We start from the raw sequence: 14,275 nt of genomic DNA on the forward strand, positions 1-14,275 counted from the left end.
GGTTCTACCTCTACACCCAGTGTTAAAATTTAATGAAAGGAAAAGTTTGTGGTGATTTTTGCAATTTACACTTGACAAAGGTCACTTCATAACAGTTGCTTCAAATTTAGAGGCAACTCCTTTATTTAGTTGAAAGCATCCTTGTTTTACTCCGCGCAAGAATTGGCTTGATATTCGAATCAATGTGGCGCGTTCGGATTCTCAGATAGGGCTTCGCGCAAGAATTGCCTAGTTTTTGAAAGCACTGTGGCGGGAAGCCTTGATATCAGTCACTTCTGGATAGTGGACATATTATGGTGTAATTTCATTAGATGGGAATTCTTATAGAATCTGCCTGAAAAGACCAGATAATTGTACCGCGCACGTATTAGGCTGATACCCAGAACGATAGTGCGGATTTTTTGTTATTGTAAACCAAAATCGCACGTATTGACCTGATTCAAGATGTCAAGGTGCGCCCCGCTAGGTATGTTATCCATAATTGGAAATATATGTTATCTGATTAGACCTAAAACGCACTTGTTTCCCTCTATAGCAGCTGATAAGTGCGAGGGAAACCGTTGAAATTCCAATATGCGCACCTCCGCGCTCTGAGAATCACAGATAAGTGCGGAAAACCAATTGGATTCGACCAAAATGCACCTTCCTTCCTAAATATGGGGGGCATAAGTGCAGGCGCGCACGTATACGACCAAATCAATAATATAAGGTGCGCGACCCAGGGATCGTACCACTGATGGAGCCATACCCTACGGGTGATATATTTTAACTCAAGTGAGTTTACACACAAATATGGACTTGACCCACTTCTGATAGGCTCTCCCGCCACATTGATTTAATTTTATATGGAATTCTTCAACCCCGGCCTATGCCTAACCTGCGCGACCCGAAAGCAGGCTCCAGCCCAGCGCCAACGCCTTTACCAGAACAGCGGGCGTTTCGGCGGGCGGCCGAGAACTTTGATCTGTTTGTCGATCTTGGCCTGAGGATATTTCTTGACCAGTTTCATGAGTATTGGTTTGATGTTGTCAGTAGGCTTCTTCAGACAATGCTCCAGAAGGAGATCAAGCAGCGCATCCACTTCATCTTCACTTTCGGCGCCGGCGTCGATAAGTTCCTGACGGGTTATGTCCAGGTCACCCGGCTCGAAGGGATCGCCACGTTTGATCATCTGAGTGACCGCTCTGCGGCTGTCAGGTCTCCTGTACTCGTTGAACCTGGTAATATCGAAAATCGCCTGAGCGTAATCGTCCATATAGTAGTAGAAATCCTTGCCCCAGCCTTTCAGGAAGCGCTTGAGCTGACCCAGATGCTTTACCTGAAGATAATCCATGTAATTGTCGATAGTCTGCATGACCCATTTGATCGTGTCCGGATCGAAATTGGCATCTACCATAGTCTCGCGAGTCGCCTGTGGATCGAATGCGAACATCAGAACATTAAAACGGAAAACCAGATCGTCGCTGCCGCAGTTGTCGAAATGGTCGATGACCGCGTAGAAACTCTTCTTATCCATAAGCTTCTTGATTGGAAAACACTTAGGCATGCAGAAAGCCATGAAGCCTGTCTTCTGGAAAACCTGCAGAGCTTTGCCCGGCTTGGCCAGTTGCAATATTTTCAGCACCTCATCCATCCTGTCTTCCATAGAAATCTCGTCCCACTGCTCCTTGTCCTCGAACCAGTGCTCGAAATTCTTCTTCTTAGCATCGCCGTTTATAATGATATCCTCTATAAGAACATCCATCTTGTTAGCCGGCGGCAACGTCGCGAAATATCCCGTGTCGATCATTGCCTTCTTGATATTCTTATCTGACATTTTTTCCATAATTGTACCTCGCCTTCTACTTTTAAGATTAATACATAACGGATATTATTGCAAGTTTTTTTGTGAACAAAATGCAGCCTGCGGGGTATGGCGCTGGCGCGGCGTGGTATCTGCCGGGGCAGGGGTTTCCGCACGCAAAAAGAGACCGGTGTGCTGGCCGATCTCTCTCTGCATTTTATTTTACTTATCTTATAAGAGTTATTAAAAGGGTTTACACTGTCATCATCCATGTCTGGAACCCAAAGTCTGAAGTTGCATCAGCAACATCCTTAGCCTGAGCTTCAACATAGGCCTTGATATCATCCATGGATACCTTAGCTTCGCGTCTCTCAAGGTAAGCTGCCATTCCTGTTACGATGGCTTCCCTGCTGATAACGGATGCTCCGTTTGCTGTAGCTGCTCTGTAAGCTTTTCTGATCATTAATTCTTTATTCATTTCGATACCTCCATTTATATTTTTATTATCTGGCCTTTCGGCCATGCTTTCTTGTTCACCAATATATATAGCAACCCCCGTGCCAACTTGCCAGATTGGCTACAACAAAATACAACTTGTTGGAATTCCAACGTTTTCCCGAAAACCGTAATTTCCCGTCATAGAGCCAGGCCCGGATTTTGACCCATATTTGGCTCATAAGCCTGATTCACTGCACCATATCTGAGTTGAACTACAGGAAACTTTTCAAAAACTCAAAAAACCGCCTGCACTGGCTAAAATCTACCCTTACAAGCGGTTTAATCATGGAGCTCCCGGCCGGACTTGAACCGGCGACCTGCACGTTACGAATGTGCTGCTCTACCAACTGAGCCACGGAAGCATATGTCGGGGCGCGGCATGGCGCCCCGGTTATTTACTGTTGAATCAAGGCGCGGCATGGCGCCCCGGTTATTTACTATTGGATCAAGGCGTCGCAATTCAGCGCCTCGTTTATTCCGAAACCTATCTTACCATATTATACCTGCATCCGTCAAACCCTAAATCAAATCTGCAGATACTTTTATACTGGCAATACTTGCACGGAGTTTCGTCCTTGATCTTCATAGGGTGGATATCTATGCCTCCGCGGACCATATCCTCGCAGAGTTCATCCAGTTTGGAATCCACCGCCCCCTGCAGTTCCGCGAACTCATCATCTGTCACCAGAGAGTCCGCAGGCAAGCCAGTCAGGCCATTCTTGGTTGCCTTGACAGGGATCACATCCGACGCTCCGGTAAAATCCCCATCCATTTCCCTTATAGATTCCTCGTCAGCCACCATGATGCCCTTCAGCTTGAACTCCTTCTTCAACTCCGCTGAGACCACGTCAGCAATATCAGCGCCTTTGTTCTTCAGTTTATCCACATTGACGCGGGGATCCTGTATGTGAAAATAGAAAACCCCGGCAGGGAGCTTCTCCCCCATTTGCGCAGCCTTCATGTACAGCATCAGCTGCAGCCTGTAACCGCTGACGATTTCCTTTTGTTTCAGATCGAGATTTCCCGACTTGTAATCGATCACCTTCACACGGCCGTTTTCCAGCTGATCCAGCCTGTCGATCTTGCCTTCGATATATATGGTCCTGCCGCCGGCGTCCACGGTGATCGGCGGGATCGCCCTGCCTCTGCCGAAAGCCACCTCGTACCGGCTGCCCTCTATCCTGCCGGCCCGCACATGACCGACCAGTGCCCAGAGAGCCTGGAAACATGTAGATTCCATACGGTTCGACTTGTACTTTTCCTCGTTGCTGAAGCCGAAAAGCCCTTCCTTATAATCTGCGGCTTGCTTTTGTAACACCTGGGCCACCAGCTGCCTGCACTCCTCCTCGGTGACGGAATCCCAACGATTTTCGCTGCTGAGTCTGCCGGTGATCTCCATGAGGCATGCATGATAGACATCGCCGATCTCCCGGCTGGCAACCTCGAATACCCGCAGTTCCTCCGGCCGCAGGCCGTAAGTCACGTAATGGGCAAAGGGGCACTTGGCGAAGGTCTCTATGCGGGACGGACTCAGGGCGCAGGCGCCTGTCTCGTCTTTTTTGAACAAAACATCGGCTTCGCCGTCTCCAAGGTCGGCCGGAGCGTTATCAAAATCAAAGGCTTCGTTGATTCGACCCATTTCTGACTCATCCGCCCGGCGGTACCATTTATCCACGCTGGCCCACAGGGGATCCACGCTCTCACCTCTGGCCGCCTGCCTCATGGCGTCGGTCAGATGTCGCAGAGTGCTCAGCTTTCCTCCCACCAGCTCCATCGAGTCATGACTGTTGAGAATGTCACGCCTGATTTCCAGCCCAGGATGATCCTCCAGCAGGTCGTCTATAAGTTCTGAAGGGCGCAGAGGACTGCCCTCCTCGTCACCGATGGAATAACTGATCCACAGGTGATCTGACGGCTTGGCCAGGTTCCTGTATATAGCCAGTTTCTCCTCCTGGACCCTGACTTTATCGACCTTGCATATCTCATGACCCTCTTCAGACATTTTTTCCAGCTCATCTATGGCGAAAAGCCCGTCGCCGGAATTTTCCGCCGGCAATACGCCTTCATTGGCGCCGACTATGATCATAGCCCTGACCTGTCCCACTCTGGTCCTCTGCATGGTGCCCATCATGATATCATCTGCTGTAGACGGCAACAGCCCCACTTCCACCTGATCCAGGCCCACAGTCAATATCTCTGTGAAATCTTTTCCATCGAAGACCTCATCGCCGGTCAGCTCCACGATCTGGTCGAAAAGCCCCATTATCATTGACCATATCTGATCTGTAGCATCGGCCTGATCCGGCAGGCCCGCCTCTATCTGAGCCTCCTTGAACGACCCTAGGCCACGGCCTATGTCCAGGGGCCCCGTCAGGTAATCATAAAACCCGCTGACGAAAGAACGCACCGTCTGCTTTTTGTTATATATGTCGGCCAGACCGGTGAATATGCGCATGGCCCGCCCGCGCAGGGCTTCAAGCTCCGCCAGACCATCCTCGCCATATTTCGCTGCGCCCTTCTCGAAAGGCTTCAGCCACATAGATCCCTTGATCCTGTATTTCAGAGAATAATTCTCCAGAGCCTCGATCTCATCGTCGGTCAGATTCGTCATGCCCGTCTTCAAAGCCTTGAAAATATCCGTAGTCCTGTACCTGTGTCCCAGAGTTTCCAGCAAGGCAACGATATATATGGCCACATTTGAATTCAGTATCTTCCGCTTGGCATCGTGGAAAATCTCCAGGCCATACTCGTCGAAAACCCGGCCGATAATAGACGCCCTCTTGGTTTGATCATTGCAGATGATGACGATGTCTCTGTAGCGGAGGCCTTCGTCTCTCAGCAGGTGCAAAATATATGCTGCGGCTGTTTCTGCCTCATTGTAAAGATTGGCGGCTTCCACTATGGTAATGTCAGCGTTGTTGTCAATATTATATTCGTCAGAAATGTCGCTTATTCGACTAAATTCGCCCAAAGGGCACCCTGCAGAGTCGGCTCCCTGGCGAAGTTTGTCAATGACCAGGCCTGTCAGCTGGAAAAGGTCCTCGTCAGGGCAGTGACAGTCGTAAGTCATAACTACATTTACTTCCTCAGCCACAGCCATGAGTCCCGTCAGTACTTCCATGGACTTAGGCGCGAAGCTGTCAAAGCCGTAGACCCAGATGCGCGACCCGGTAATGAGCCGTGACTGGCCTATCTTATCAATATACAGATCGATCAGATCCTCCGAATCAGTATACTTGCCTTCGATTTTCTCCTGATACCTGGCGTAGATCAGCCGCAGATCCGCCAGCTTCTTATATAAAAGGCTGTCTTTCCCCACAGTTTCCATTATCTCTGTAATGGTATCAACCGTGGCGCCGTACTGTTTCATTTCTGAAATGAAATCATTGGTCAGCTCTATGAAGGAACTCTTGGCCATGTTCCCCCGGAAGACCTGCAGATTCTCATCTTCCTCTCTGGCGATACTGGTCAGGAGCATCTGGCGGCCGTATTTGTCAATGAACGTGTTCCTGCCGCCGCCAACTTCGGCCAGAATATTATGGCCCAGTCTGGACATACTAAAAACGTCCAGGCCTATTAGGCTTTGGACGCCAAGAATGTCGAATGCACGGCGCTCAGCCTCCAGAGTGTACTGGTCAGGCACAATGACAAGAGTTCTTTCACCGGGACCGTAGCCGGCTTTGGCTATGGTCTCGTAGATGAACTTTTCCTTGTCTATGCATTCTCTTCCGTAATAAATGTTCAGCATGATTTCAATACCTCGTACAGATCATCTGCTTCTTTAATGACATACTCCGGCCGGTCCGGGCCCTGTCTGTCGTCTTCGTCCACCGACAAAGACCAGTCTACGAGAACGGCTTTGACGCCGGCGTTGTGGGCGCACCTGATATCGAACATAGTGTCCCCCACGAAAAGCGCCTCGTCGGCTTTTACGTCCAGCTGGCGCAGCCCGATGAGGGCAGGCTCCGGGTCGGGCTTGTGCTTAGTCGTGTCGTTGCAGGTCACCAGGGAGTCTATATAGCCTTCTATGCCGAAGTGCGCTAGGCCCCGCAGGGTCGTGTCCTTAGTACGCGACGTGACAATGGCCACTTTGTAACCCTTGTTCCTGAGGCCCGCCAGGAGATCCCTGATGCCCGGGAACATGAACAGATCCCGGTCGTCGTGGTTCAGCTGGTAATCCCGGTAGATGTCCACCACATGATCGGTGTCGTGGTCCGGGAAGGCCTTCTCCATACTCTCCCGGAGGGGCTCCCCGAAAGTCTTGACGATCTTCTCCACCGGGTGCTTCTCGCCATTGAGAGTCTCATATGTATGTTGCCAGGAATCGATGACCAGCTGATTGGTGTCGGCCACTGTCCCGTCGAAATCGAATAAAACTGCTTTTACAGTCATCTGTGCTCCTTAAATTTTCATGGTCAGGGAGATCTTCTGCTTATCTCTGTCGATGGACAGGATCTTCACCTTGACCGTATCGCCTACGGAAACTACGTCCATAGGGTGGTTTACGAATTTATTGCTCATCTGGGAAACGTGGACCAGACCGTCCTGCTTGACGCCGATGTCCACGAAAGCTCCGAAGTCAACTACGTTCCTTACGGTACCCGTCAGCTCCATATCCACCTTCAGATCATCGAAGGATCTTACGTCGTTCCTGAATATAACTGGCGGCGCGTCATCACGAGGGTCTCTGGCCGGTTTCTTCATTTCATCGATGATGTCCACCAGTGTCGGTTTGCCAAGGTCCAGGTCTGCAGCCATTTTATCCACGCTGTCTGACAACTTCTTGGCAGGATAGGCCTCCCAGATCTTCTCGTCCAGTTCCTTGACTCCGCCGGCGAGAATGTCGTCGCCGGTGATGCCGATCTTCTTCATCATTTCCTCGGCCGCCTTGTAGGACTCAGGGTGGACAGATGTACTGTCCAGGGGCTCCTTGCCGTCAGCTATCCTCAGAAATCCCGCGCACTGTTCGAAGGCTTTCTTGCCCAGCTTAGGCACTTTCATAAGTTCTTTCCTGCTGTTGAATCGGCCTTCCTCCTCGCGATAGGCAACGATGTTCTTGGCGATGCCCATGTTTATGCCGGCCACGTAGGAAAGCAGTGAAGGTGACGCCGTATTCAGATCCACGCCTACTCTGTTTACGCAGTTTTCAACGACGCCGGTCAGGGCGTTGTCCAGATATTTCTGGTTGATGTCGTGCTGATACTGGCCGACTCCAATGTGCTTGGGATCGATCTTGACCAGTTCAGCCAGAGGATCCTGTAGTCTTCTGCCCAGGGACATGGCGCCTCTGGTGGTAACGTCCAGGTCCGGGTATTCTTCAGTGGCCAACTTGGATGCTGAATATACTGAAGCTCCCGCCTCGTTTACTATAGTATACTGGATATCCAGGTTGTTTTTCTTCAGGTAATTGGAAACGATTTCTTCAGTCTCACGTGACGCCGTGCCGTTTCCTATAACGATGACGTCGCAGCCGAACTTGTCGATGAGCTTGGTCAGAGTGCGCTCGGTACCTGCGATGTCGTTCTTCGGCTGGGTCGGATATATGGTCGTATAGGCTACCAGTTTCCCCGTGCCGTTGAGGGCGGCCACCTTGCAGCCTGTCCTGTAGCCCGGGTCGATGCTGATGACCTTCTTATCCTTCACAGGAGGCACCATAAGCAGGTTCTCCGTGTTTTTCGCGAAGACCTTCACTGCGTCCAGCTCCGCTCTCTCCGTGAGGGTGTTCCTCATTTCCCGCTCTACAGACGGGGCTATGAGCCTCTTGTATGCGTCAGCAATAGTGTCCTTAAGTATCTGAACGAAGATCGACTTCCTGTTTCTGATGGTGTCTTTCTCTATAATGTCTGTGATCTGCTGACTGTCCAGTTCCACCTTGACCTTCAGTTTCTTTTCCTTCTCGCCGCGGTTGACCGCCAGGACTCTGTGATTAGGCATCTTGGAAATGGCCTCGCTGCTGCCATAATACATGTCGTAGACAGTCTTCTCCTCCGGGTCAGTGGCCTCTGTTGAAATCACGCCCCTTGAGTAGGTCTTCTCCCTGATCCTGTCCGTCAGGTCGGCGTCGTCTGCCAGCATTTCCGCGATAATGTCTTCGGCGCCCTGAATGGCGTCGGCGGCCGTGTCCACGCCTTTGTCAGCGTCAACAAAATCCACCGCAACATCCTCGGCCGTGCCGTCTTCTTTTTGTTGCGCGTAGATTATCATAGCCAGGGGTTCCAGGCCTTTTTCCTTGGCCTTGGATGCTCTGGTGGCTTTCTTTTGTTTATATGGCTTGTAAAGATCCTCTACACGCTGCAGTACCTCGGCCTTCTCGATCTCGCCTTTCAGCTCGTCTGTCAGTTTGCCCTGTTCCTCGATGAGACGGATGACTTCGCCCTTACGTTCGTCCAGGCCGCGCAGATAGGTAAGCCTTTCGTCCAGGTCTCGCAAGGTCACGTCGGATAATCCGCCGGTGGCTTCCTTACGATATCTGGCGATGAACGGAATGGTGTTTCCGTCGTCTATGAGTTTTACCGTGCTGTCTACCTGGGAAGTTTTCAGTCTGAATTCCCCGGCTAGTTTCTGTATTATGTCCATTTCTACCTCTTGCTCTTGTCTACAGTTGTTTCAGTTCCTCGTTTATGAAATGGTCCAGGTCACCGTCCATTACTGCGTTGACATTGCCCACTTCGGCTCCCGTTCTGTGATCCTTGACCATGGTGTATGGCTGGAAAACGTAGGAGCGTATCTGAGAGCCCCAGGTTATCAGGGAGAAATCTCCCTTGATCTCCTTCAGACTTTCCTTATGCTGCTGTTCTTTCAGATCGGCCAGACGTGACATGAGGATCTTCATGGCCACTTCCTTATTCTGGTGCTGACTACGCTCGTTCTGACAGGTAACGACGATATTCGTCGGAATATGTGTGATCCTGATGGCCGAATCGGTCTTGTTTACGTGCTGACCGCCGGCGCCGCTGCTTCTATATGTGTCGACTCTTATGTCCTCTGGATTTATCTCTACTGACAGATCGTCGTCGATCTCCGGCATTACTTCCAGTGCAGCAAAAGAAGTCTGCCTTTTCCCGGCTGCATTGAACGGAGAAATACGAACTAGCCTGTGGACGCCCTTCTCGTTCTTCAGGTATCCATAAGCGTTCTCGCCTTCTACCATGAAGGTGGCGCTCTTGATGCCGGCCTCGGTGTCATCCTGCAGATCTACTACATCGACTCCATACCCTTTACTCTCGGCCCAGCGGGTGTACATGCGCAGGAGCATCTCGGCCCAGTCCATAGCGTCTACGCCGCCGGTGCCTGCGTGAACAGACAGGATGGCGCTGTTATGGTCGTACTTGCCATTTAAGAGAGTGGCTAGTTTGAAGGATTCCAGACGGTCAGCCAGCTTGTCGTACATATCTACGATGTTATCGGCTTCCTCTTCATCTTCCATTTCCTCGGCCAGTTCTATAAGCTCGCCTACGTCGTTGAATCCCTTTTCCAGTTCCTCGTATTCCTTGACCTTATTTTCAATGCTGCTTTTCTTCTTAAGCAGACTCTGGGCGGCTTCCGGGTCATCCCAAAAGCCGTCCTTCATAGTTTCCTTATTATATTCTTCGATTTTCCCTCTTAGACCAGCCAGGTCAAAGGGACTCACCTACCTCTGTCAATTTTGCCTTTAGGGACGGCAGGTCCTGCTTGATTGGTTCTAGCTTAAGCATCTTACATCTCCCCTTCTCTTTCTCTCTCGAGATCCTTCTGCATGCAGCAGTTCTTATATTTCTTTCCGCTTCCGCATGGACACGGATCGTTTCTTCCTACTTTCGGATGATCTCTGCGGACTGTCTCCTGCTTGTGCTCGCGCTCAGGGATCTCTGCTCCATCTTCAGGAGCCTCGCCTGCGCCGCCCTGCATAGCAGCGATTATGCTGTCGTCGATATGCTCTGACTTCTTCTCTTCACCGATCTCTATGACAGACTGTCTCTCTGTTCTGGTCTCCACAGTTACATTGAAGCAGTATGTTACTGTCTCTTCGCGGATCTCATTGATCATGGCCTCGAACATGTCGAATCCTTCCTTAGCGTAAGCCGCAACAGGATCCTGCTGGCCCAGGGCGCGGAGTCCGATTCCATCCTTCAACTGATCCATGGCGTCGATCTGATCCATCCACAGGGTATCTACTACTCTCAGGAGTATCATACGCTCGACCTCTCTCATACGGTCAGGCTGTACTTCCTGTTCCTTCTTCTCATAGATTTCTTCGAAGGCGTCATATATACTCTGCTTCAGGTATTCCTCGTCCATGAGGACCAGTTCGTCTGTGTCATATTCCATCTTGCCGACATACTGTTTGGTCAGTTTTCTCAGACTCTTGGTCAGAGATTCGAAATCCCATTCCTCAGGGAATTTGGAAGCCAGTGTTATAGGCTCTACGATATGGTCTATCAAATCGTGAGTCATGCCCATGATGTATTCACGCAGGTCTTCTCCATAGAGGACCTTACGACGCTCATCATAGATGATTTCTCTCTGCTTGTTCATGACATTATCGTACTGCAATACATATTTTCTGATGCCGAAGTTCCTGCCCTCGACCTTCTTCTGAGCGCTTTCTATGGACTTGGTCAGCATGCCGGCCTCGATAGCCTCATCCTCTTCAAGTCCCATTTTGTTGACGATGTTCTGCATCCTGTCGCCGCCGAACAGCCTCATAAGCTCGTCTTCCAGCGAGATGAAGAACTGTGTGGAACCCGGGTCTCCCTGACGGCCTGCACGGCCTCGCAACTGGTTATCTATACGTCTTGACTCATGACGCTCCGTACCGATGATGCACAGTCCGCCAAGCTTGACTACCTCTTCATGCTCGGCATCTCTCTCCACCTTCAGCTCATCATATATGGCCTTATAGTCAGCTCTCGCTTTGTTAAGTTCCTCATCGTCTGACTTGGCGAAACCTGTGGCAAAGCTGATTGCCTCGTCTGAGTAGCCCTTCTTCTTCATTTCCTTCTTAGCTTCGAATTCAGGGTTACCACCCAGGATGATATCGGTTCCTCTTCCTGCCATGTTGGTAGCGATGGTTACCATGCCTTTACGGCCGGCCTCGGATACGATCTCTGCCTCCTTCTCATGCTGCTTGGCGTTCAGTACGTTATGCTTGATGCCGCGCTTCTTCAGAAGGTCGCTGATGAGTTCTGATTTCTCTATGGAAATGGTTCCGACCAGGACCGGCTGTCCTGTGCTGGAAACCTCTTCAACTCTGTTAGCAATAGCCAGGAATTTTCCGTGTTCCTTCTGATATACAGAATCCTGAAGGTCCTTACGGATTATCGGCATATTAGTCGGGATCACGACAACGTCCATGTTATAGATATCACGGAACTCGTCTTCCTCTGTCTTGGCTGTTCCTGTCATGCCGGCCAGCTTGCCGTACATTCTGAACAGATTCTGCAGAGTGATAGTTGCCAGGGTCTTAGACTCTGAACGGACCTTGACTCTTTCCTTGGCTTCTATAGCCTGATGCAGACCGTTGCTGTATCTTCTTCCGAACATCAGTCGGCCTGTGAACTCGTCGACTATGACGATCTCGCCGTCCTTGACGATGTAATCTACATCGCGCTCCATAAGACTTCTGGCTTTCAGAGCCTGCTGAACGTGATGGTTTATCTCCATGTTTTCCGGATCTCCGAAGTTGTCCAGTCCGAAGAATTCCTCGGCCTTGGCTACGCCGGAATCTGTCAGGGAAACCTGCTCGTCCTTTTCCTCTACTTCATAGTCGTTTTCCTTGCCGGCTGTCAGAGTAGTTACGAACTGGTCTGCCTTCTTGTACATATCTGTGGACTTGGTGCCCTGACCAGAAATGATCAACGGCGTTCTGGCTTCATCGATCAGGATGGAGTCGACCTCATCTATGATGGCATAATTGAGGCTGCGCTGTGTCAGCTCTTCCTCATAAGTTACCATGTTGTCTCTCAGATAATCGAAACCGAATTCATTGTTGGTTCCGTATGTAACGTCGGCTCTGTATGCAGCTCGCCTCACATCATCGCTGATGCCGTGGATAACGCATCCAACAGACAATCCAAGGAAGCTGTAAACTTTGCCCATCCACTCGGAGTCACGCTTGGCCAGGTAATCGTTGACTGTGATCACGTGTACGCCTTTGCCCTCCAGAGCGTTAAGGTATACTGGCAAAGTAGCCACGAGGGTTTTACCTTCGCCTGTCTTCATCTCTGCGATACGGCCCTGATGAAGGACCACGCCGCCGATGAGCTGTACGTGGAAATGTTTCATTCCTATGCTTCGCCATGCGCCCTCACGGCATACGGCAAAGGCTTCCGGCAAAAGGTCGTCCAAGGTCTCTCCATTGGCCAGCCTTTCCTTGAATTCCGGCGTTTTCGCCTTCAGTTCTTCATCAGTCAAAGCCGCCATTTCTTCATCGTAGGCTTCAATTTTCTCTACGATCTTGGATACTTTCTTGACCTCTTTTTTATTCAGATCTCCAAAGATCTTTTCTGCTAAACTCATTTACTTTGTTTCCCCTTTCTTATGTTCCTCCTCAGGCACTTCCGTTACCCGCAGGTTGATTTCAGTTGCTTTTCTTCCATCGGATCTGGTTACTTTTCCGGTAAATATCTTATCTCCGACTTCGTACTCGAAGGTGTCTCCGCTTTCCGGCATCTTGTCGATCTGTCTTACGACCCAGCCGTTCACCGTAGTGGCGTCTACATCTTCCTCCTCATCAAAGTAATCGAACATCTTCTCTACATTGGTGCTTCCCAGTACTCTGAAACTTCCATCCTGAAGTTCAGTTATTTCCTGAGATTCCACCTCGTCGTGCTCATCGTATATTTCTCCGACAAGCTCTTCTATGATATCTTCCATTGTGACAAGGCCGGCGGTTCCGCCGTATTCATCAACAACTATTGCTATCTGCGTTTTCCCCACCTGCATCTTCTTCAGAAGATCTGCCGCCTTCATGGAGCCAGCCACGAATACTACAGGTTTGACATAGTCGGAAATTGTTTTCTTGGTTCCTGAAATGTAGTTATGGAAGTCCTTCTGGTTCAGAACTCCCAGGATCTTATCCAAGTCATCCTCATATACCGGCAATCGCGAGAATCCCGTATCCAGAAACAGTTTAGCTACTTCCTTCTTGGTGGATTCTATTTCTATAGCCTTCACATCTACTCTCGGCGTGAGCACATCCCAGGCCTCCAGTTCGTTGAATTCTATAGCGTTCTGTATGAGCTCGCTCTGACCGGCAAGGATGCTTCCCTCGGTTTCCGCCTCTTCAACTATGGTCAGAAGCTCATCCTCGGTGATAGCTCTGTCCTGGTCTCCCTTGAACATCAGCGATAAGAGCTTCTTCCACTGTGCGAAGAGCCAGTTTATCGGCGTGAATATGATCATGAGCAGCCATATGAACGGCGCTGCAAACATTGCGAATTTCTCAGGATTTTCCTTGGCCAGACTTTTCGGCGATATCTCTCCGAAAATCAGGACTACTACAGTGACTACTATAGTTGAGACCGTTGCTCCGTAAGAACCGTAGAGCATAACAAAGAATACTGTGGCAATGGCCGTGTTGGCTATATTTGCCAGGTTATTTCCCACAAGTATGGTCGACAGAAGCATATCATATTTCTCGATAAGTTCGAGCACTCGTTTGGCTCGCTTATCTCCATCGTTGGCCATGTTTTTCAGTCTAATACGATTAGCTGACGTGAATGCCGTTTCCGTGGCGGAAAAGTATGCCGAGAAAACCAGCAATACCAGCATTACCACGATGTATATCCCCATTTTTTGGGTGTCCATCTATTATCATTCCTCCTATATAAATGACAATTGCATTTATTACGAAGTAATCTTAACATATTATGGTTGGAAAATAAAGTATTTGTGCAGATATTCAGCAATTCAACACAAACGGGTCTTTAACACCAAAAACTAAATAGAATCGCTGAGGGCATTGAAAAATGCTCTTTTTTCTTGTCAATATTTTGATATTTTACTTGCGTCTTT

The 14,275-nt window shown here is 49.8% G+C and carries 8 protein-coding genes and 1 tRNA gene; all 9 read right to left on the reverse strand.

Features of this window, described 5'->3' with window-relative positions; all coding sequences use genetic code 11:
* Positions 1–919: 919 nt before the first annotated feature.
* Positions 920–1,825: a hypothetical protein gene (locus EV211_RS09465; protein ID WP_133529191.1), complete on the reverse strand. Its 906-nt coding sequence runs from the start codon at positions 1,823–1,825 to the stop codon at positions 920–922.
* Between the two features lie 211 nt (positions 1,826–2,036).
* A complete protein-coding gene (locus tag EV211_RS09470) occupies positions 2,037–2,261 on the reverse strand; it encodes a hypothetical protein (RefSeq protein WP_133529192.1) in 225 nt (74 codons plus the stop codon).
* 306 nt (positions 2,262–2,567) lie between these two features.
* Positions 2,568–2,643: transfer RNA gene (locus EV211_RS09475), tRNA-Thr, on the reverse strand.
* Positions 2,644–2,765: 122 nt separating this feature from the next.
* The gene (locus tag EV211_RS09480; RefSeq protein WP_133529193.1) at positions 2,766–6,029 is read right to left on the reverse strand and encodes a PD-(D/E)XK nuclease family protein; all 3,264 of its coding nucleotides are present in this window, start codon (positions 6,027–6,029) and stop codon (positions 2,766–2,768) included.
* Positions 6,023–6,673: an HAD family hydrolase gene (locus EV211_RS09485; RefSeq protein WP_133529194.1), complete on the reverse strand. Its 651-nt coding sequence runs from the start codon at positions 6,671–6,673 to the stop codon at positions 6,023–6,025. The genes EV211_RS09480 and EV211_RS09485 overlap by 7 nt, the downstream gene beginning before the upstream one ends.
* A 9-nt stretch (positions 6,674–6,682) precedes the next feature.
* A complete protein-coding gene (locus EV211_RS09490) occupies positions 6,683–8,857 on the reverse strand; it encodes a Tex family protein (RefSeq protein ID WP_133529195.1) in 2,175 nt (724 codons plus the stop codon).
* Between the two features lie 19 nt (positions 8,858–8,876).
* Positions 8,877–9,975, reverse strand: a protein-coding gene (gene prfB, locus EV211_RS09495) for a peptide chain release factor 2 (RefSeq protein ID WP_133529196.1) whose coding sequence is annotated in 2 segments (ribosomal slippage) — positions 8,877–9,899 and positions 9,901–9,975 — 1,098 coding nt in all. Because the reading frame shifts where the segments join, the coding sequence is not laid out codon by codon here.
* Position 9,976: 1 nt separating this feature from the next.
* The gene (secA, locus tag EV211_RS09500; RefSeq protein ID WP_133529197.1) at positions 9,977–12,778 is read right to left on the reverse strand and encodes a preprotein translocase subunit SecA; all 2,802 of its coding nucleotides are present in this window, start codon (positions 12,776–12,778) and stop codon (positions 9,977–9,979) included.
* Positions 12,779–14,068 carry an HlyC/CorC family transporter gene (locus EV211_RS09505; RefSeq protein ID WP_133529198.1) on the reverse strand — a complete coding sequence of 430 codons (1,290 nt, stop codon included), beginning with the start codon at positions 14,066–14,068 and terminating at the stop codon, positions 12,779–12,781.
* Positions 14,069–14,275: the final 207 nt, after the last annotated feature.

It is taken from the genome of Aminicella lysinilytica (assembly GCF_004362975.1).
Taxonomy (GTDB): domain Bacteria; phylum Bacillota; class Clostridia; order Peptostreptococcales; family Anaerovoracaceae; genus Aminicella; species Aminicella lysinilytica.